This window comes from Acidobacterium capsulatum ATCC 51196 (assembly GCF_000022565.1).
In the GTDB taxonomy this organism is placed as follows: Bacteria; Acidobacteriota; Terriglobia; order Terriglobales; family Acidobacteriaceae; genus Acidobacterium; species Acidobacterium capsulatum.
Map to the genome: position 1 here is coordinate 2,074,660 of NC_012483.1, position 20,953 is coordinate 2,095,612.

General features: G+C 61.0%; 16 protein-coding genes. 9 read left to right on the forward strand and 7 right to left on the reverse strand.

Features of this window, described 5'->3' with window-relative positions:
* Positions 1 to 244: 244 nt before the first annotated feature.
* From ACP_RS08375 to ACP_RS08410, 8 genes are all read left to right on the forward strand, one after another.
* Positions 245 to 790, forward strand: coding sequence for a pyruvoyl-dependent arginine decarboxylase (locus ACP_RS08375; RefSeq protein WP_015896865.1), 546 nt, complete (start codon positions 245 to 247; stop codon positions 788 to 790).
* Positions 791 to 918: 128 nt separating this feature from the next.
* Positions 919 to 1,830 carry a carbon-nitrogen hydrolase gene (locus ACP_RS08380; protein WP_015896866.1) on the forward strand — a complete coding sequence of 304 codons (912 nt, stop codon included), beginning with the start codon at positions 919 to 921 and terminating at the stop codon, positions 1,828 to 1,830.
* Between the two features lie 41 nt (positions 1,831 to 1,871).
* Complete coding sequence (locus ACP_RS08385; RefSeq protein WP_015896867.1) at positions 1,872 to 2,978, forward strand: agmatine deiminase family protein; 1,107 nt, start codon at positions 1,872 to 1,874, stop codon at positions 2,976 to 2,978.
* An 8-nt stretch (positions 2,979 to 2,986) separates the two neighbouring features.
* Positions 2,987 to 3,307: an immunity 53 family protein gene (locus ACP_RS08390; RefSeq protein WP_015896868.1), complete on the forward strand. Its 321-nt coding sequence runs from the start codon at positions 2,987 to 2,989 to the stop codon at positions 3,305 to 3,307.
* Positions 3,308 to 3,312: 5 nt separating this feature from the next.
* Positions 3,313 to 3,768 (forward strand): tRNA adenosine(34) deaminase TadA, encoded by a 456-nt coding sequence (gene tadA, locus ACP_RS08395; protein WP_041840107.1) that lies wholly within the window; start codon positions 3,313 to 3,315, stop codon positions 3,766 to 3,768.
* Positions 3,769 to 3,948: 180 nt separating this feature from the next.
* Positions 3,949 to 4,884, forward strand: coding sequence for an HAD-IIB family hydrolase (locus ACP_RS08400; protein ID WP_015896870.1), 936 nt, complete (start codon positions 3,949 to 3,951; stop codon positions 4,882 to 4,884).
* Entirely contained in the window at positions 4,875 to 5,648 is a 774-nt protein-coding gene (locus ACP_RS08405; protein ID WP_015896871.1) for a lytic transglycosylase domain-containing protein, read from the forward strand. Before ACP_RS08400 ends, ACP_RS08405 begins: the two co-directional genes overlap by 10 nt.
* Positions 5,649 to 5,701: 53 nt before the next feature.
* Positions 5,702 to 6,772 carry a lysylphosphatidylglycerol synthase transmembrane domain-containing protein gene (locus tag ACP_RS08410; protein WP_041839428.1) on the forward strand — a complete coding sequence of 357 codons (1,071 nt, stop codon included), beginning with the start codon at positions 5,702 to 5,704 and terminating at the stop codon, positions 6,770 to 6,772.
* Here the strand turns inward: ACP_RS08410 and ACP_RS08415 are convergent.
* Both ACP_RS08415 and ACP_RS08420 read right to left on the reverse strand, forming a co-directional pair.
* The gene (locus tag ACP_RS08415; RefSeq protein ID WP_169305952.1) at positions 6,764 to 8,203 is read right to left on the reverse strand and encodes a hypothetical protein; all 1,440 of its coding nucleotides are present in this window, start codon (positions 8,201 to 8,203) and stop codon (positions 6,764 to 6,766) included. The genes ACP_RS08410 and ACP_RS08415 overlap by 9 nt on opposite strands.
* 14 nt (positions 8,204 to 8,217) lie before the next feature.
* Positions 8,218 to 8,997 (reverse strand): hypothetical protein, encoded by a 780-nt coding sequence (locus ACP_RS08420; protein WP_169305953.1) that lies wholly within the window; start codon positions 8,995 to 8,997, stop codon positions 8,218 to 8,220.
* A 304-nt stretch (positions 8,998 to 9,301) separates the two neighbouring features.
* Here ACP_RS08420 and ACP_RS08425 point away from each other — a divergent pair, with 304 nt between their 5' ends.
* Positions 9,302 to 9,766 carry a YraN family protein gene (locus ACP_RS08425; protein WP_052294889.1) on the forward strand — a complete coding sequence of 155 codons (465 nt, stop codon included), beginning with the start codon at positions 9,302 to 9,304 and terminating at the stop codon, positions 9,764 to 9,766.
* Positions 9,767 to 9,829: 63 nt separating this feature from the next.
* On the opposite strand, the gene ACP_RS08430 is transcribed toward ACP_RS08425, so the two are convergent.
* From ACP_RS08430 to ACP_RS08450, 5 genes are all read right to left on the reverse strand, one after another.
* Positions 9,830 to 12,799 carry a glycosyl hydrolase family 28-related protein gene (locus tag ACP_RS08430; RefSeq protein WP_238525513.1) on the reverse strand — a complete coding sequence of 990 codons (2,970 nt, stop codon included), beginning with the start codon at positions 12,797 to 12,799 and terminating at the stop codon, positions 9,830 to 9,832.
* Positions 12,800 to 12,896: 97 nt separating this feature from the next.
* A complete protein-coding gene (locus ACP_RS08435) occupies positions 12,897 to 14,675 on the reverse strand; it encodes a CRTAC1 family protein (protein ID WP_238525514.1) in 1,779 nt (592 codons plus the stop codon).
* Positions 14,641 to 15,849 carry a tetratricopeptide repeat protein gene (locus tag ACP_RS08440; protein ID WP_015896879.1) on the reverse strand — a complete coding sequence of 403 codons (1,209 nt, stop codon included), beginning with the start codon at positions 15,847 to 15,849 and terminating at the stop codon, positions 14,641 to 14,643. The genes ACP_RS08435 and ACP_RS08440 overlap by 35 nt, the downstream gene beginning before the upstream one ends.
* 97 nt (positions 15,850 to 15,946) lie before the next feature.
* On the reverse strand, positions 15,947 to 19,384 hold the full coding sequence (locus ACP_RS08445; RefSeq protein WP_015896880.1) for a TonB-dependent receptor: 3,438 nt from the start codon (positions 19,382 to 19,384) through the stop codon (positions 15,947 to 15,949).
* Positions 19,385 to 19,846: 462 nt separating this feature from the next.
* Complete coding sequence (locus ACP_RS08450) at positions 19,847 to 20,938, reverse strand: VWA domain-containing protein (protein ID WP_015896881.1); 1,092 nt, start codon at positions 20,936 to 20,938, stop codon at positions 19,847 to 19,849.
* Positions 20,939 to 20,953: the final 15 nt, after the last annotated feature.

A 20,953-nucleotide genomic window follows, 5' to 3' on the forward strand; every position in this document is an offset into this window, starting at 1 on the left:
TCCAGGCACACGCGCCTGCGGCGCAATTCCCCGCTCCCCTTGCCGGATTGCCCCACAGTTGCACCCTGAGAAGTGCAAATTTCTGCATCGTTCCGGCTCGTTCGCGTATCCGTCATAAAAGTGAGGTAAATTTCGCACGCAAGGCCCGTCCGGGCGGCGATTTGTGATACGTTCCAACTTGTGCGTCCATCTGCGGGCGCGCCTCGAGCATCTCCTCCGGAGGGATTAGAAATTGGGTAAAAACATGGTTCCGAAGCGCCTCTTTTTCACCAAGGGCGTCGGAAAGCACAAGGAACGTCTTACTTCCTTTGAGTTGGCACTTCGCGATGCGGGCATCGCCGCACAGAATCTGGTGCGCGTTTCGTCCATTTTTCCGCCGCAGGCGAAGCTGATCACCCGCAAAGAGGGCCTGACGTACCTTTCCCCCGGCGAAGTGGTCTTTGCCGTGGTGGCGGAGAACTCGACGCGTGAACCCCACCGCCTGGTTGCCTCCAGCATCGGCGTGGCCATCCCGACCGACCGCAACACCTACGGCTACCTGAGCGAGCACCACAGCTTTGGCGAGACCGAGGAGCAGGCCGGCGAGTACGCTGAAGAGCTGGCCGCCGAAATGCTGGCCACCACGCTCGACGTGGACTTTGACCCGGATAAGAGCTGGGACGAAAAGAAGGAAATCTACCGCATCTCCAACAAGATTGTGCGCACGGCCAACGTGACGCAGTCGGCAATCGGCGACAAGCGCGGTTTGTGGACGACGACCATCGCTGCCGCAATTCTGATCTTCGAGTAACGGACCCGCAGTGGCAAAAGGCGCGGGCACAATGCTCGCGCCTTTTGCTTTGATCACTCCAGCCACCCCACACCCGCTCGCCGGGTGCATGCATCCGGGCACCCTCTGGCTGGAGACAAGGAGTGGCGATGAAAAACCAGAACTTTCGCGTAGGGCTGATTCAAATGAGCTGCGGCCCTGATCCTGAAGCCAACCTGCAGAAGGCTGTCGAGCGCGTGCGCGAGGCCGCCCGGCTGGGCGCCGAGGTGATCTGCCTGCCCGAGCTCTTCCGCGCGCAGTACTTCTGCCAGCGTGAAGACATTGCCCTTTTTGACGAGGCCGAACCCATCCCCGGCCCCAGCACGGCGGCCATCGGCGAGGTAGCGCGCGAGGCCAGGGTCACGGTGATTGCGTCGCTCTTTGAGCGCCGCGCCCCGGGCCTCTATCACAATACGGCGGCCTACATTCAGCCCGACGGCTCGCTCGGTGGCATCTACCGCAAGATGCACATTCCTGACGATCCGCTTTATTACGAAAAGTTCTACTTCACGCCGGGCGACCTGGGCTACAAGGCTTATGACACACAGGTGGGCCGCGTGGGCACGCTCGTCTGCTGGGACCAGTGGTACCCCGAGGGCGCGCGCATCACCGCGCTTCAGGGCGCGAATGTGCTCTTCTACCCCACGGCGATTGGCTGGCATCCGGCAGAGAAGGACGAATTTGGCGTGGCGCAGTATGAGGCGTGGCAAACCATTCAGCGCGCGCATGCCATTGCCAATGGCGTATTTGTGGCCGCCGTCAATCGCGTAGGCCATGAGCATGGCGATGTGCGCGGCAACCGCGTCGAGGGCGCGGGGCTGGAGTTCTGGGGTGGCTCGTTCCTGGCCGACCCCTTCGGGCGCATCGTGGCCAAGGCCGCGCATGACAAGGAAGAGATTCTGATCGGCGAAATTGACCTGAAGCTGCTCGAAGAGACGCGCCGCAACTGGCCCTTTCTGCGCGACCGCCGCATCGACTCCTATGAGCCGATCGTGCATCGCTTTCTGGATGGAGGCAAGTAATGGCAGAAGCTGTCGAGCAGGCCACCACGCCGCAACGCCTCATGAGCGGCACGCCACGCGAGCAGGACTATCGCATGCCGGCCGAGTGGGAGCGCCACGCCGCCACCTGGATCGCCTGGCCCCGCAACCCCAATGACTGGCCGGGCAAATTTCAGCCCATTCCGTGGGTGTATGCCGACATTGTGCGCCATCTCTCCCGCGTGGAGATCGTTCACATCCTCGTGCATGACGCCGAGGCCGAGCGCCGGGCCTCCGGCATTCTGAAGCGCGCCGGAGCTAACCTGACCAACGTGCGGCTGCACCGCTGGCCCACCAATCGCGTGTGGACGCGTGACTCCGGACCGATCTTCGTCAAGAAAACCGGCAAGGCATCCGGAAAATCCCAGGCCAAGGCGCAGGAGAAGGAATCAAGCCTCGCGGTGACCAACTGGAAATTCAATGCCTGGGCGAAGTATCCGGACTGGCAGCTCGATGACCAGATTCCGGTGCGCGTCGCCAACCTGCTCGGCCTCCCCTGCTGGTCGCCGGCCATCAAGACCGGCGCGGGGATGCACGAGCTGGTGCTCGAGGGCGGCTCCATTGACGGGAACGGCGCGGGCATTCTGCTCACCACCGAGGAGTGCCTGCTCAGCGAAGTGCAGCAACGCAATCCCGGCGTGAGCAAATCGCAGTTGGAGAAGGCTTTTCACGACTATCTCGGCATTGAGCAGGTCGTCTGGCTGCATCGCGGCACCGCCGGCGATGACACGCACGGCCACGTGGACGACATCACGCGCTTTGTGAATACCAACACCATCGTGACGGCCGTGGAGCAAAACCTGAACGATGAAAATCACCTGCCGCTGGCTGAAAATCTTGACCGGCTGCGCGCCGCCCGCAATCTCGAGGGCAAGCCCTTTCAGATCGTCACCCTGCCCATGCCCTCACCCGTGGTCTTTGAGGGCCAGCGGCTGCCGGCCAGCTACGCGAACTTTTACATTGCCAACGGGCTGGTGCTGGTGCCAACCTTTAATGACCCCAATGACCGCAAGGCCCTCAACATTCTGGCCGAGGTCTTCCCGGAGCACAGCGTGACGGGTATTCACTGTGGGGATTTCATTTGGGGGCTGGGTGCGCTGCACTGCATGACGCAACAGCAACCGGAGTAGTCAGGCCCATGCCCATGCCAAACACCGATCATCTGGAATGGCTCGAAACCTGGTACCAGGAGCAGTGCAACGGCGAGTGGGAGCATAGCCACGGCGTGCATCTGGACACGCTCGACGAGAGCGGCTGGCAGTTGACCATCAATCTGACCGGCACCAGCGCCGAGCACATTGCGCCGCGGAAGCTGGCCTTTGACAGCCCTGCGGGCGACTGGATCACCTGCACCCTCGCGGGCGGCCGATTTGAAGGCTCGGGGGACCCGCGCAAGCTGGAGCAGATCATCGGCGTCTTTCGCCGGTGGGTGGACGCGCCGGCAGCAAGCCGGCCGTAAGCATCATGCACGATCCGCAGACTGAACTCTGGATGCAGGCCGCCCTCGCTGAAGCGCGCGCCGCCGAGGCGGCCGGGGAGGTTCCGGTCGGCGCAGTGGCTGTCGTGGAAGGAAGCATCCTTGCGCGGGGCCAGAATCGCGTGCTGCGTGATGTGGACCCCACGGCGCACGCCGAAATGGTCGTCCTGCGCGCCGCCGCCGAGGCCATCGGCAACTACCGGCTGACCGGTTGCGAGCTGTATGTGACGCTGGAGCCCTGCGCCATGTGCGCGGGCGCCATGGTACACGCGCGGCTGGCGCGGCTGGTGTATGGCGCCAGCGACCCCAAGGCGGGCGCGGCCGGCTCGGTGCTGGCCGTGGTGAATCACCCTCAGTTGAATCACCAGATGGAAATCACCGGCGGCGTCCTGGCCGAAGAGTGCGGCACTCTCCTGCGTGAATTCTTCCGCGCCCGCCGCTGACAGGGCGCAATAAAAGTCCGATTCATATCAGTCCTGTATCAGGGCACGGCTTTAGCCGTGCCGCAACAGCAACAAAACCCGCGGGCCTCCGCCCCTGCATCACGCCTTTCTGCGAAACTTCCCTTCTCTCCACGGCCCCCGAAACACAATCTTTCACCGGCCACCCGGTACACTGACGACATGGTTTCCCATCCCGCGCTGATTGCCATCGACATCGACGGAACCCTTCTGCCCTCGGACGCCGTCGACATCAGCGTGCGCAACCGCCGCGCGCTCGAAGCGGCCACAGCGGCCGGCATCGAGATTGCCATTGCCACCGGACGCCGGCACCGCTACGCCGCACCCATTCTGGAGCGCGCCCAACTGCCCGGCGAAATGATCGTCATCACCTCCAACGGCAGCGTCACGCGCACGCTGACCGGGGGGCGCATCGATCGCTTCACGCTGCCCATCGCTGCGGCGCGTGGCCTCAGCAGCGCCCTGCGCCAGTTTGGCGGCGCGACCGTCTTCACCTTCGACCATGAAGGCCCGGGCGAACTGGTGGTCGAGTCATTAGAGCAGTTGCACGAGCGCATTCAGCTCTGGGTGCAGGCCAACCGCGAATCCCTGCGCGAAATCAAGCCGCTGGAGCGGGCCTTTGACGCAGGCGAAGCGCCCATTCAGGGCATGATCTGCGGCCCGGTGCGTGCCATGCGCGAGGCCGAGGTCTGGCTGAGCGGCAGCGAATTCATGCGGCAGATCGAGGTGCAGCGAACCGAGTATCCGGAGCGCGACCTGACCATCCTCGACCTGCTGCCGCCGGGCTGCTCCAAAGGCGCGGCGCTGGCCAGGCTCTCGGAGACGCGCGGGCTGGCTTCGTCGCGGGTCATGGCCATTGGCGACAACTGGAATGACGAGAAAATGCTGGAGTGGGCCGGGCATCCGGTGGTAATGAGCAACGGAGCGCCCGATCTGGTGGAAATGGCGCAGAATCGCGGCTGGCGCATCGCCCCCAGCAATGATGAGGACGGCGTGGCGCAGGTCATCGAGCAGGTGATCGAACATATCAGCGCCGAGCGCCACGATAGTCAGGAACGTCCCGTAAGCAGGCAGGCAGGAGTGGTGGAGTGTTCTTGAATCAAAGCGCACACAAGGCAAAATGGCTGGCCGCCGCATGCGGCGTCACCGCCCTGTGTCTGGCCGCTCTGCCGGCTCACGCTGTCGAACAGGTGGTTCTGCGCAACGGCTTCACCCTAATCTGCAACCACGAGCAGGCCGAAGGACGTCAGGTCAGGCTTTATCTCGATGCCGGCGGCCAGAATTATCTCGAAGTCAGGGCCAGCGATATCGTCTCGCGAATGCCCGCACCCACCACCGCCACGACGCCGGATGCACGCACAGCAGCCCAGGCCACTGCAGCCAAACCGCGCAGCTTGCGCCAGATTGTGGCTGCGGCAGGCCGCGCTCATGACATTGACACCGATCTGCTCGCTAGCGTGATTGAGCAGGAGAGCGGTGGCCACACGCATGCCGTAAGCCGTGCCGGAGCGCGCGGCCTGATGCAGTTGATGCCCGCAACCGCGGCACGTCTGGGCGTGAAGAACAGCTTTGCTCCCGCGCAGAATGTGCAGGGCGGCACCGCTTATCTTGACCAGCTTTTGCGCCGCTACCACAACAACCTGCCGCTCGCCCTGGCCGCGTACAACGCTGGTCCTGCCGCAGTGGACCGCTGGCACGGAATTCCGCCCTATGCGGAGACACGCCATTATGTGGCGCGCGTGATTCACGACTACAACCGCCGTTATGAAGCGCGCCAGCGCACCGCGCGCAAGGCTTCGCGCACTGCGCCGCTCCCCGATAGTGGCGAGGTGCAGGTAGCCTCCGCCGCCGGGATTCGCTAGGCTGAAGGCAGCGCCCTCCGCACACCGGGCTCTTCCACCCACGGGAGCAATGATTGAATAAGAAGTCCTGGATAGCCGCGCTGGTCGTGCTGGCAGCCATCGCCGCCGTGGTGGTCTTTGGCCGCCATCGCATCCACTTCAACTGGCAGATTTTCGTGGAGCAGATTCAGCTCGCGACCTGGTGGCGCATCGGGCTCGCGATTGCCCTCATCTGGATCGCCTACGCCGTCCGCGCCATGCGTTGGGCGGTCTTTCTCTCGCCTTCCCGCAAAGTCTCGGGCTTCAAGGTGCTGGGGCCGCAGGTCATTGGCTACACCGGCGTCGCTCTGCTGGGCCGCCCGGCCGATCTCGCCCGGCCCTATCTGGTTGCGCGCAAGCTGCGCACCACGCTGAGCGAGCAGATTGCCGTCTACGTGGTCGAGCGCATGTTTGATCTCGGCGCGATGGCCCTGATTTTCTCAAGCGTGCTCTACTTCTCGCCCGACAAAAAGACGCTGCCCCACCCGGAACTGCTGCGCCACCTGGCGCTGACCGGGCTCGTCGGCACCGTCTGCATTGCGATTCTGGCGGTCTTTGTAAAATTGCGCGGAGCCATCATGGCCGATGGCACGCGCAGAGCCTTCGCAGGATTCGCGCCAAAGCTCGGCGAGGGCATCGCAGACAAATTGCTCGCCTTTCGCAATGGCCTGCATGTGCTCTCTTCGGCGCGCGAGGTGCTGCTGGCAGTGACCTATTCGCTGGCCATGTGGCTCATGATCAGCTACGCCTATCTTGAGACTGCCCATGCCTTTGTGGAGTCGCCCATTCTCAGCCAGCTCTCGCTGGCTCGCTGCATGGTGGTGATTGCCGCCGGCATGGTCGCCAGCGCCGCGCAACTGCCGGTGCTGGGCTGGTTCACGCAAATGGCCGCCCTGGCGGCTATTCTGCAGGGCTTCTTTGGCGTGGCGTGGGAGCCCGCTCTCGGCTGCGGCGCCATGCTGCTGATCGTCACGTTCCTCAGCGTCATTCCGCTCGGGCTGCTCTGGGCGCGCTTTGAGCATGTGTCCCTGCGCAAAATCGCGGCCGAAAGCGAACATGCCGGCGAAGCGCTCGAACATGCCCACAACTCTGCCGCGTCAGAGTGACGAGGCAGGCGGGCGCGTCTTCAACATCGGCGTCGAGCCGGACGTCTTCGGCTTGAGCGCCGGGGCCGGAGTTGCGGGCTGGGTCACCGAAGACGGCATCGCCATGCGATGACGCACCGGAGCGGTGACGACCTCGATGCGCGTTCCCTGCGGGAAGGTCACATTGCGGCCCACCTTTAGCCAGCGGTTATAGAACGCCAGCGCCGCCGCATACGAACCGATGCCCGCGGCGACCGGCCGCGAAGCGGCCACAATGCCGGTGATGCGGCCCACGATGCCAAAGCCATTCGAGGCCAGCGCGGAATCCCCATACACGCTGCCGTCACTGTCAAAGGCGTGAAACGCCAGCCCGGCAAAGATCACCGGAAGCATGATTTTGTCCTGCGCCTTGGGCGAAACGCCGCCCTCGGAGTCAATCTTCAGCTTGGCTCCCCGCGCGGCATCGGCGGCAGCCAGTGAACCTTCTACTTCGCTCTTGCGGCCGTCGGGCAACTGCAGTTCGCGAAAGTTGAAGCGCAGGTTTCCCCGGCGTCCGAAGCGGCGGGCAGGCTTGGCGCGCGTGATGGTGCCAATCAGAACCGACCCCTCCGGCACGGCCAGCGTGTGATCGGGACGAAAGACCGGCTGCGCCACATACGCGCGGAAGGTATCTCCCTGCTTGCTGGTCGCCGAACTGATGGTCGACTTGAGATACGCATCGATCAGCCAGGCGCCATTCTTCTGCGACTGCACCAGCGGCTCATTCAACGCCTGCGCCGCGCGGGTGGGCGATACTTTACCGGCAACGCCTGCCAGAGTGGGAGCAGCCGCCGCATGCCAGGGCGAAAGTTCAAGCGGCGACGCGAGATACACGCTCCACGCAGTCCCTTTTTCAATCCTCTGCGGATGATAGGGCAGTTGCTTGTACAGAAATTGCTTCAGCCTATCCATGCGTCCCGGCGACGTTACCAGTTGCGCCTCATCGCGCGCGCGCTGCTTGGCCTGGTCAAACTGTGCCCGCAAAAATGCACGCTTGCCATGCGGAGCCGCAGCATTCAAATGCACCACGGGCGCGCCCTCGGTCGCATCCTTGCTGGCAATCGCATGCATGGAGCCGTCAGGCAGCGTGAGCGTGTCAAAGTGAACCACCGGCGTGTCATAGGGGGTGAAGTCACCCTGCCAGCGCGCTGCCACACGCAGCTTTTTATTCGGCTTCAGCGCTACCACCTTGCCTGCCAGGGTGCTGCCAGCCGGAATCGCAAGCTGGTTCTCCACATAAATCGGATAAAGCAGCTTCGCCTGCACAGGAGCACCGGCTTTCATCGGCACTTTCTGCACGAGTTCGGCCGCCAGAGGCGTCGTCACAGGCACCGCAAGCTGCTGCGCGGCCAGCCACGCAGGAGATGCCAGCAAAAGGATCAGAGGCAAAGCGTGGCGAAGCGAGATCTTCATATTCAGAATTCCATTCATGGCCGGGTCAGCGGGATTGCCTGCTCCAGCGTAAGATTGCGCGGTACCGGCTGCAGGTTGGTGCGCACCGTCTGCTGCTGCCGCGAGAGGCTCTTGAAAAAGAGCAACTCGCCGCTGAAGTTGAGCTTGACGCGTGTTGTCTTCCAGTCCGCCGGTGTGACATGCTGGCGCTCGATCGAGAGCGAACCGCCCTGGTTCAGCTTGCCCAGCAGCCCATAGCCAAACTCAACCGTGTGCGTCAGGTGGGCCTGCATGCCGCAGAGCCGCATCATGGATTCGTCAATCCGCACCGTGCCAGCCATCGCATGAATGGCGCGGTCTTCAAACGAGTGTGGGCGATAAGCCGGGTCTGGCCGGAAGGCTATCCGCGTGCAGCCGCCCTCTTCGCCATCCGGCGTGAACAGGAATTCGTGCGGCAGGTCGGCCAGCAGCTTCAACGTCTGCGACTCGTCAGAGTTATGCGCCCGATTGAGACGCTGAAAGGCCGCCGGATTCCGCGCCAGCCATTCCAATCGTTCCTCGACCGCCGTGGCCTGCACATCTGGAATCGGCTTGCCGTCCACGGCCAGCAACCGGCGCATCAGCCCGCCATCTACCTGGACATCTTCTTCCTTCCACAGATGGCCGCCGGTGCGTGCCGAGCGCTCGTATTCCAGAAAGCGAAAAGCATCGCGGCCACTGTTCGGCTGGTGAGCGGCAATTTCGTTCTTGACCATCGCGGCCACCGCCTGCTCAGGAGAAACCTGTGCCAGGAGAGGACGGGCCGAAAGGGGCACGCAAACCAGCAAAAACAGCGCACACCGGCATGCCCGCGCGGCGTTTGGCCTCCATTCTGCAAAACGAATGGACGCGGCAAAGTTTTGAAACTTCACTTGAGAGAAATACCTGCGAAAAAGCATAACCACGTACGGTCAGAGTATCGCACCACCTCATGGCTGCCTTGTAAGGATTCGTAAGGCTCCCCAAGATGACAAGGCCTTCATCTTATCTTCAGCTTTCCCGCCCGGTGCCATGAAAGATAGCAAAGCATAACTTTGGTGCCGTAGGCGGTCCCGACTCCGCTCCGCCACAATGAGCGCCATGGCATCCGCGATAACTTTCTGGGAACGGCAGCGGCTCCGATGGATTGAGCGCGCGCTCACCTGCTCCGCCGCCAGCCCGGAAGAGCCTGCACACCTCACCACGGGGCGTCGCGGCGAACTGGCCGCCTACGGATTTCTGCGCCGCAACGGCTACACCATCGTCGCACGCGGATGGCGCTCACACATCTGCCCCGGCGACCTGGACCTGATTGCATGGGAGGGCGAGCACCTGTGCGTCATCGAGGTCAAAGCCCGCACCACGCGCGATGTCGCCACGGCTGAAGCCGCCGTTGACCACCAGAAGCGGCGCACGCTGCGCATGCTCGCGCGGCGCTATCTGCGCCTGGCTGGCATTCCGCAGTCGGCCGCGCGCTTCGATGTTGTGAGCGTGTACTTCGATTCCGGGCATGCGCCTGAATTCACGCTGTACCGCAATGCCTTCGGCTTCTTTTCTCAGCAGTGATCCCCACAAAAATTGGCGGACGCACGCGCGTCCGCCAGAGGGTGAAACGGGGGGGGGACCTGCTCAGAACCCTGGAACCTTCGTGCGTATCGAATAAAGCGCCGAGTGCGTCAGGATGTACAGCGTGCGCCGGTCCCTGCCTCCAAAGACCAGATCGATGGGCCGCTGCGGTACATCAATCGTCCCGATCTGCCGGCCGTCCGGGTTGTAGATATAGATCTGGCCCGCCGCCAGATACACATGCCCCGCACTGTCCTGCGCGATGCTGTCGCCACCCCCCTGCTCGGCAAAAAGCTGCATGTGCGTGAGCATGCCCGTGGAATCAACCTGCGCGCGCCAGGTCTTCTCATTCGATTGGTCCGTGAGATAGAACGGATGGTCCGGCATCGCCCTCGCCAGCCCGTAGCTATGTACCTCAGGAGCCATCTTGGTTCCCCAGGAAAGCGCTCCCTTCACAAAGCTCTCGCTGGCCGGTAGAAACAGGCTGCCATCCGGAGACATATACTGCCCCACGGGCGCGTTTGCTGTCTTGGCATCGATGCTCCAGTAGCCCGTCGCCAGCGCTGCAGTCATACCCGGTCGCGGCTTCGCGCTCTGCTTTCTCAGCAGGGTGATTTGGTTCTCAGGCGTGCCCGGCTGAAAAGCATACACCGTACCATCGCCCAGATATGAAGTCACCAACAGATCGCCCGCCTTATCAAAAATTAGATTGCGCGGCTCGAGCGGGGAATCTCGCACCACCACGGCTTCTTTCTGCGCGGCATTCCAGCGGTAAATGCGCTGCCAGCGCGTATCCACAAAATACAACCGCCCGTCCGGATCAACAGCCGCGCCGGAGGCCGTGAAAAATCCATGCGCCAGCTTATGCAACGCCGCCCCCTCGGCGAGCACCGTCGCGGCATGATTGGGCGGCTGAGGCACGGCATGCCCAGGAAGATCCAACACCGCCAGGTCTGGTGTGCGCACCTGCGCGTGCGAGGACTGCACCAGGATGCTGTTGTCAAAAGGCACGATGCTGTTACTGTCCACATGCAGATCGCGCACTGCAATGCCCGAGGAGTTCGTCACACGAATCGCCTCAGGGAAAGGCTGATAGCTGCTGATCACGCGATAGCTGTGATAGTTGGCAATCAGAATATTGTGTGAATTCTGAATCTCAAGCGGCAGCGCAAAGCCGCTCTCGCCGCGCTCTTCCTCCGTCTGCAGTGCCACAATCTTCCAGTTCGAGACGTGATCGAGCTTCACCTCGTTGCGCACATGGTGCTCGCTCGAGAGCTCATACACACGCCCCGGTGTGGACGTATACGAAACATAAAGCCCCGCCTGCGCAAACGTGCTCGGCGTCCAGATGTCGGCAAAAGTGCCGCCCCCGCCGTTCGTCACCCACAGGCTTGGATACTCCGAGTCCCAGCGGCGTCGAATATCCGGGTCAGCCGTGTGCGTGTTGTTGTAGGGATTGATGCGCGTGCCATCGGCCAGATCAGTGCCGTGGCCACCGAGAAACCGCACGTCATCCATGAGCGACTGCGCGCCCGACTGCCAGTAAGCCGCCGTGGCGCGAGGGTTGATGCCGTTCGTATACAGCCCCAGCCCCGACACAATGTTGTCGCCGCCCTTCGGCGTTTCGATCAGCGGCACAGGGCCGCCCACACCCTGGAAAGCTGGCGTGCCGTCAGGAATCACCAATTGCGTCGCGCTCGGGTGCAAACCGATCAGCACCGTATCGGACCTCAGATGCAACGTGTTCGTGATGAGGTAAAGCCCCATCGGGAAATACAACACGCGATGCGCATCGATGGCCTTCTGAATCGCCGCCGTATCGTCGGTGTGGTCGTCGCCCAGGATTCCGAGCGACCGCACGTTGGTCCATGCACTCACCGGCGGTAATGCACGAATCACTGGCTTGGTATCCGCAGCCAGATTTGTAACGGCTTCCGCATCAAAATACGTCTGGATGCTTCCCTGATCCGCGGCATTCGCCAGCGTAAGACCGTGCGTAAAGCTCTTCACCAGATAACTCGGGCCCTTGCCCGCGATGCTCCTGCCACTCTCCCGTAGCTTCACAAAGACCGGCACATGCACGCAGGCAATGCTGCGCAGTGTGGCCTCCATCCGCGGATTTTTGTCGTCGCTCAGAGTCAACGCTGGGCCGGTGATGTTCTCAAAGCGGGTGTGATCGATCCACATCTCATCGGGATATCCGGCATCGACCACAATACCCGCAGGCTCATTGCGAATCACGTCGTGGCTCATCGTGAGCGCCACTTCGTGCTCATCAATCGCCGCGATGCTCTGCCCTTCAAATGTGGAATCGAGCAGCGTGAACTGCCACCCCGGCGAGGTCTGCCCGCTCAGAATGCCATATTGGCCGCCGTAAAAGTGCAGGTCCTCGGCTTCATTGCCCGCCTGGTCAATGGCAGCGAGCCCGGAATCGATATGAAAGTCAATGTGCGAGAGATAGCAGTGCTGCGCCACATGAAAGCGAATCGCCACCGCGCCTTCATTGCCCTTGCCCATCTCGAAATCCACATTGCTCATCGCGGAGTAGAACGTTCCGGCATTCGCATCCGGCACCGTGTTGTTGGGCGGCACCGTGCCCGGTGTGGCCGGCCGCGACTTGTCCATATGAAACCAGGACGGCATGTGGCCCGGCCTTCCGCCTGCAAAATAGAACATGTAACCAAGACCATGCTGATATCCCGGCGCGTGATCGGGCAGCACAAAGACAGGCCGCGTGGGTCCGTAGCCGATGATGCGCACCGAGGGCCACACATAGATCGTGCGCGTGATGCGATAGCGCCCCGAAGGCACAAAAACGATCCCCTGATCGCCAGTCGCCTGCGCCTGGTCAATCGCTGCCTGCAGGGCCGCACTGTCGTCTGTCTTTCCATCGGTGCCGACGTGAAAGTTCTCCGGCGTCAGATAGACGCCGCGCGGGTCATTCACTCGCGATGTAAATACCGACTGCGCGTGCACGGGCACCATCCACGCGAGCATCCCCAGGCCGAGCAACAGATGACGCACCTTCAACACAGAACCTCCAGAAGACTGACGGCCAACACGATACCGAATAAAACAATCGATTGTCTATGAAAACGAGCAATGCCTGCCCCGCAAGTGCGATATGCCGCTAGTGCTTCACCGGAGCAGCAGGCCGAATCTCCCGGAAAGGAACAATGCCCGCTCCTTCCTTGATGGCATAAATGTGGTCCGCGGGAATCTTCGTAAGCGTCTCGGTATCGCCCGCAGGCCAGTGAATCTGCAGTTTGTCGAGATGGTCATGCATGCCCAGGCCAAAGTGCACGCGCAGGCTGTCCTGCGAAATGTAACTGCCGCCGCTGAGAATCTCCTGCTTCTGCACCAGCGTGCCGGCGGTCGCTGTCAGCACAGCGTTGAGAGCGAGCCGGTTTGACTTCACGCCTTCCAGCTCAAACTCGACCCAATGGTTATGGTTCGTGAACTCCGGACGCAAAATCATCGGCTGCCCCTGCAGATTTTCGACCACCAGATCTTCATGGCCATCGTTGAAGAGATCGGCCACTGCAAGCCCGCGACTCACCTGCGGAATCTGAATGGCCGGGCCCACCAGATTGCTCACGTCGCGAAAAGTGCCGTCGTGGTTATTCCAGAAAAGCTGCTTGGGCTCAAGAAAATGGGTGCCGATGGGCTGCGAGTCAACCTGCGGATAAACGTGCCCATTCACCTGGAAGAAATCGAGCCACCCGCTGTTGTCCAGGTCGACAAACGCGTCGCCCCACCCCACCATCTCACTGGTGGGCCGCGCAATGCCTGACTTGAATGACACGTCGTTGAAATCTAGGTGGCCATCGTTGCGATAAAGCGCCGTGTACTCCTCGCTGGAGTGCGTGATGGCAATCGAGAAGCGCCCTGTGTGCAAATAGTCGCCCAGTGCCACGCCCATGTTGGCCTGCTCAAAGCCATCGGCGTTGTAGGCTACGCCCGCAACCTCCGCCTCATCGGTGAAGTGGTTGTGCCCGTTGTTGATATAGAGGTAATTGGAGCCGCTGTCGTTGGCCACAAAAAGATCAAGATGCCCATCGCCATTGAAGTCATGCCAGAGCGAGGTCAGCCCAAAGAGCCCCTGCCGGTCACCCACTCCCGCCTGCGCCGTTACATCGGTAAAAGTGCCGTTGCGGTTGTTGTGATACAGATTATCGGGCGAGCCCTTCATGCCGCGCGGTCCGCACTGCACTGCGATGTTGTGATACATGCAGGTCCGCGCCGAACCTATCTCCGGCAGATTTTTCAGGCTGAAAGCAACATAATGCGGCACAAATAAATCGTCATAGCCATCGCCATCGTAGTCGGCAAACGATGCACCCGTCGCCCAGCCGTGGTCCTTGCCAAGGCCGGACTGCTTCGTGACGTCCGTGAAGGTGCCGTCGCCATTGTTGCGATAAAGCACCACACCATCGAGGCACGTCACCAGCAGATCAGGCCAGCCATCGTTGTTGTAGTCGCCCACAGCCACGCCCATCGCCCAGCACGGAGTGCCGACCCCGGCCTGCTGCGTCACGTCAGTGAAGGTTCCGTCGCCGTTGTTGCGGTAGAGCGCACCGCGCGCCTTCTCGCCCTTCAACTGCATGCTCACATCGGGCGCATTGGTGAAATAGATATCCGGCAGGCCATCGCGGTTGTAGTCAATGATCGCAACGCCACCGCTCATCGACTCCACAATGTATTTCTTCGCCGGCGACGAGAGATGGTCAAAGTGAATGCCCGTGGACTTGGTGATGTCCACAAGCCGCACATCCGGCACGCCAGCGGGTGCAGCCGCCTGCGCATACACCACGGCGAGCGGCAAAAACACCGCCAGCAGCGCGAGAACCGCACGGCTTGCGCCTCTCATGAAACTATTGGCCGCCCGCCATGCCGCCCTGGCTCTCATGGTGGTTCTCCTGGTGCACCGGCTGCATGCGCATCTGCTTGTACAGGTCAGAGAGCTTGTCTTTCAGCTTGCGCAGCCGCTGGAAAATCTGCAGTTGCTGGCGCGCATCCTGCTCGCGCCCTTCCTGCCGGTAGAGTGTCGCCAACCGGAAGTGTGCCGAGGCATTCGTGGGGTCCAGGCGAATCGACTTCTCCAGATAAGGCAGCGCCTGCTTCGATTCATTGTTGCCAATCAGCGCCTTCGCCAGACCAAAGTTGGCCTCCGCATCTTCTGGATCAATTTTGAGCGCACGCTCATAGTAGGTTTGAGCAATCTTGAAGTTGCCCTGTGTGAGATTCATATCTCCCAGCGCCAGCGCCGAGGGCTCATCGTAAGGATTCTCGCGCAGCGCCTGCTCATAAATCGACGCCGCTTCTTGCTGCTGCTTTACATCGTTTGCGTTCTGCAGGAGTTGCGCGAGTGAAAACTCCGCGCCCGGCAACTTCGGGTCGATCGCCAGCGCCTTGCGGTACTGCGCAATCGCGGCCTGGTTGTTGTTCTGCATCGAGTCTTCGTATGCCATCGCGGCATGCATCTGCGCGGAGTCCGGCGCGACCAGCGAAAGGCTCAGCAACTGCTCGCCCGCAAGGTCGGAGTAGAGCCGGTACGCCACATAAATCAATTGAGGATTCTTCGGCTGCAAGGCCTGCAACTGCCGCACAATGCCAGCCGCCTCGGCCAGTTGGTCATGCGCCTGATAGAGATGTATCAGCGACAGACCCGCTTCCATCTGAATCTTCTGGTCGTGAAGCTGCGGAAAGGCCGCCGCCAGATCCTTCACAGCATGTTGCGGGTCGCCGCTGCGCTCCTCACTCATGCCGAGCAGCGCCTGCAGCTTGGGAATATCCGGATGCAGCGCAAGCGCCTTGCCGAGCGCCTGATTGGCTCCGGCATAGTCGCCTTGAAAATACAGCAGCACGCCCAGATTGGCCTCGGCATCGAGATTGTTCGGGTCGAGACGCACCACGGCCTTCAACTCAGGAATCGCCAGCTTTGGCTGCTTCTCGCGCAGATACTGCTGCGCCTTCTGGCTGTGCAGGGCAATCTGTGCGGCCGTGCTGGTGGATGAGGTTTGCGCCAGCGCACACGAGGCAGCCAGGCACAGAGGAAAAACGAAATACTTCAGAGAACGCATGACGTTGTGATTTCACCACAGGGGAGAGAACCGGTTACAGAAAAAAATGAGAGACGGTGACGACATCACCGTCTCTCAAAGGATTGCTCTTCAGGAATTAGAAGGAGATACGTCCGTAGAGTTCCACCTGACGTCCGCCAATGGTTGTGCCCGTGATTTGAGCCGACTGGTCTTTGCCGATGGCATTGTTGCCCGGCTGGCCAAAGCTCGCATGGTTGAGCACGTTAGTAGCATCGCAGCGCAGTTCAAACTTCACATTGCGCGAAGGCCACAGGTCAAAGGTCTTGCCCAGAGAAGCATTCAGCTCGCTGAGGCCAGGGCCTGTGATGATATTCCTGCGGAAGTTGCCGTAAGTCCCATTTGCAGGCACCGCGAAGGCATTCAGGTTATACCACTCCTTCAGGCGTGACTTCGTGCTGCCCTGCAAGCGGTAGTTTCCAACCAGATTGGGAAACTGCGTGTAATCACCCGACTGGTTGTAGGACGAGTTGTTCTTACCGGTCGTGAGGCTGATCGGGTTGCCGCTCTGCACCACAAAGGTGAATGAGGTCTGCCATCCGCCCACCACTTCATCGAGCAAGGCACTCTTGTTCAGGAAGGCTCGGCCGCGGCCGAACGGCAACTGGTAGATGGCCTGCCCCTTGAACATATTGCGAATGTCAAAGTTCGAGTTGCTGTAGTTGGCGGAAGGATCAAACGCATTCTGATAGTTCTGGTAGCCACCGCGGCTGCCCCAGCCCGACGAGTCCTGATCGTCAAGGAAGTGCGACCACGTGTAGTTCACGTCGAACTCAAAACCATCCGTCATGCGCTTGCGCAGTTCCGCCTGCAGCGCGTTGTAGTTGGAGACAGCATTGTTGGTGCTGCCAGTGATCTGCTGATAGAGCGGATACGGCTGACCGTTCGGATAGTCGTTCGGGCCCAGCTTCGACTCCGGCACCTGGTTGATATCCACCGGGAAAGGCAGGTTCTCACCATGGTTGCCTACATAGGCCAGCGAGGCCGCGTAGTTCTGCCCGATTTGCCGCTGCAACTGTAACTGCCACTGATAATTGAGCGGAACCGGCGTGTGGTACATGTTATAGCTCACGCCCTGGCCGTTACGCGCATCGGCCGTCGTGGGCGATGAGAGGTACGTGGAAAGAATGCTCTTGTCGTTGTAGCTCATGCCGTTCGCCATGACGCCGCAACCAGGATCGGTCGTATCCGGCGACTGGCCGTTGGCATTGAGCTGCACCACCGGGCAGATGCCCGACGTGTTATCGCTGTAGCCGCCCGATTGCCCAAAGGCGTCACCCATGCCCCTGCCATAGGTATCTTCGCTCCAGGTGGAGGCGTAGACGCCGAAGCCGCCGCGTACCACGGTGTTTTCTTCCGGCTGCCAGCTGAAGCCAAAGCGGGGCAGGAAGGTGTTGTACTTCGGCGCAATCAACTGATTGCGGCCGTTGGCCTTGCTGAAGCCGTACCACATCGCGCCGGGCTGATTATTCGCCGGGTTGATGACATTCGGATCGAAGACCGTTTCATTGCCCTTGACCTCAGACCAGCCGGTGTTGCCCTGCCAGCGCAGGCCCAGGTTCAGCGTCAGATTCGGGCGAACCTTCCAGTCATCCTGAATGAACAACTGAGGCAGCTTTTGCCGCGCACCGTATTCAGGCTTATTGCTTGCGCCCCAGGAGTGCTCTTGACCAAGCAGGAAGTCCGCATACGCCGCGCCGTTCTCGCTCTGCGTCCCCTGGCCGCCCTCGGCCGTGTAGTAGCCGTTGAAGCCAAGGTCGCCCGCATCGATGTTGCCCCATGCCGTCGAGTCCGCGCGTTCAATCAGGAACTCACCGCCAAAGTGCAGCACGTGACGGCCAATGATCATCGTCACAACGTCAGAAGGATCAAAGACAAATTCCTTGTAGACGGCATTAGTGGCGCTGCCCAGCCCGTAGTAAGGGCTGGTGCTGACGTTCGGGAAGGTATCCGCAACCGCCTGGGTGAGGCCCAGCTTGCCGGGATAGCCCTTCGCATAGGTATCAGGGATGAAGAAGTTGAGCTGATCCGTAAAACCGAAGCGCGCTTCGTTGATCAGGTGATCGTTGACAGTCCACACATCGGAGATCTGCGCGTTGTCACGGCTCACATCTTCGCTGCCGCAATTGATCGGGCAGACCGGGCTGAAGCCGATCTGCGGATTGTCGCCGTCTGTCTCAGAGATGGTCAGACGATTCTTCGGCGAAATGTCCCAGTCCAACCGCCCGAAGTACTTGGTGAACGGGTTGTTCGAGGGCGAGACATACGCATAGTTGTTCTGCGGAACACCCGAGCTGACGTTGCCCGGCTGGTTCGGCTCCGGATAGTACTTCTCAATCGCCTGCGCCACGGGATCGATCATCTGCGCCGGAATCTTGTTGCTGCCGTATTCCGAGATGAAGGACTTGCGCTGCACGCACGGCGCCGGAATCGTAAGCACCCCGTTCTTATACTGCGAACCCGTGTAGGTGCAGTTGCCTGAGGTCATCACCACCTGGGTGGTCGGGTCATAGAGCGTCGGCAGACCAGCGGCGGTAAAGTCGCCGTTCCGCACCGCGTCCGTCGGCACCGTCGTGAAGTTGACGCTGCCGCCCTTGTTGATGGTCTTGTCGTAATCAAAATAGAAGAAGACCTTGTGAGGCACAATCGGACCACTCACGGAGAAGCCGAAATTGTTGTAGTGCAACGGCGGCTGCTTCACATTCTGCGCCCCAAATTCGTACGCGTAGGCATTCAGGGCATTGTTCTGGAAATACTCATAGCCCACGCCGTGGAACCGGCTGCCGCCGCCCTTGGTGATCTGGTTGTAGATCACGTTGCCGACGCCATACTGCGCTGAAAATGCCGTCGCGCTCACCTTCACTTCCGAGGTCGTCTCAAAGATCGTCACGTCGGAGTTCTGGCTCATCGGCAGCGTCGTCGTCGCGCCATCCTGCAGCACGGTCTCAAACGGCAGATTGCCGTTCACTGAGACCTGTCCCGCGCCCGGCGCGTTCGCAGTGCTCGAACTCTCCGGTGCACCCGCGGCGCCCGGCTGCAGCCAGATGAAGGCCTGCCAGTCCGGCGGCTGGCCTGTCTGCGGCAGCTTCTGCATCGTCTTCGCTTCGAGCGTGTCGCTCGAAGCGCCATCCGCCGTATCCAGCAGCGGAACATTCGTGGTCACCACCACCTTCTGCGCCGAGCTGCCCACATTCAGAGTGGCATTGAGCTGGGTGGTTCCTACCAGAACGGTGATGGGGCCGCGCACATACGTATGGAAACCTGTCTTCGTGAAGGTCACCAGGTAGTGGTCCGCCACAATGGAGTTGGTGTCGTAAACACCCGCTCCATTGGTCATGAAGGTATGCGTAACGTCCTTGTCAACGTCTTTGACGGTCACGGTCACGCCGGGAATCACTGCTCCGGTCGTGTCGGTGACCGTGCCCGTGATGTCACCGGAGTTTGTGCTTTGCGCAAAAGCGACAGCGCCACTCATGAGTGCGGCGACCGCCAGGCCTGCGCGGATATGTTTCCACATAAACTTTCCTCCTAAAACACTGCTGCTCAACACGGCTCGCGTTGTGATCTTTCCCTCACGCAAGCTCTTCGTTACGAGGGCAGACCCTCGCAAGGCTCCAGAACCCCGGTAAATCGATAAATCCGGGCAAAAGCTTAAATGAGCCGTTTTCTCTTCGTCAGCTTTTCCAGACAACCGATTGTCTTAACAGTCACAAAAGCACTTCTGGAGAGCCGCGTTAGATACCATCAAACCGCGAACAGCCTTGTCAAGCGAAAACAGGCCGGCAAATTTCCACAGGCAAAGCGTTTGTCTCTGTATTGCCATGGAGATACGTAGTAAATCGGTTTCGCTCGACTTTCAAATTTGGAGCACACCAAAAAGGCATCCGCCTTGCCAACAGCCGTCCGGCAGGTTCGGTAAAAAAAATGTAAAAGGAGAGAACGTCCGGCCAGCAAGACCGCTGGCCCGGAAACCAGACCTCTAATTCCCCATGGTTGGAAGCGCGTAGTAGCCCTGGCGGGCGTCGATCTTCACCCCAAGCAGCCGGCAGGCGATCTCCACCTTGCGAAATTTGCCGTCCATCGTCCTGTTCGCCGGGGTGTAGCTCACCGCGTACTGGGTGCGCAACTCGCGGGCAATCTCCTTAAAAGCGGCGGTGAGCTTCGCGCCGTTGTTGCCCACATTGATCATGCGCCCGCCGGTAGCTTCGGCCAGGCGGCGCATCTGGGCGTCGCCGGTGTAGCCGAAGGTGTAGCCGCCATAAAAACCTCGATCAGCGATCAGAATCACGTAGACGATGGTGTTGGCCTTCTGGGCATCGGCAATGGCCTGCAGCGGCTTGGTGGCGCTGCCCAGGTCTTCGCCATCCGTGAGCAGAATGAGGGCCTTGCGCCCGGTCTGCTCGCGCAGCTTGTCGTTGGCGGCCTGCGCCACGGCGTCATAGAGCACCGTGCCCTTGGGGTCGCCCACCGTCGGCACCGGTCCCTGCCCGAGTCCCGGAATGCCTCCCGAGCCGCCGCCGCCCGCCGTGTTGATCTGGGCCTGCTGCAGCGCATGATCGAGCAGTGGAATGTCGTTCGTAAAGTCCTGCGCCAGATTCACGTCTACATCAAAGGTCAGTACGAAGGCCTGGTCTTTGGGCCGCAGCACATCGCGCAGAAACTTCGAGGCCGACTGCTTCTCGAGCGGCAGCACATCCTGCTGGCTGCCGCTGGTGTCGAGCAGAATGCCCAGCGTGAGCGGCTGGTTGGCGTTGGCCGTCCAGCTCTTGATCTTCTGCGGCTGCTTGTTTTCATAGAGCGAGCAGTCTTCGCGGGTCAGATCGTCGATGAGCTGCCCATGCTTGCCGCGCGCAGTGAAGTAAAAATTCACCAGGTCCACGTTCACCTTGAGGGTCGTGACCGGCTTTTCGTTCGCTGTAGCCGGGGTGGGCGGCGCGGTGCTGACCGGCGGCGCGTCAGGCGAGTCGATGATCTGCCCCATGGCGCCCGGCCCAGAAAGCGCCCACGCGATCACGAATGCCGCCACGAAGGGCGCGGCAGCAGCCAGCAAGTGACGTGAAACAGACCTCATCCCGCCTAACCTGTT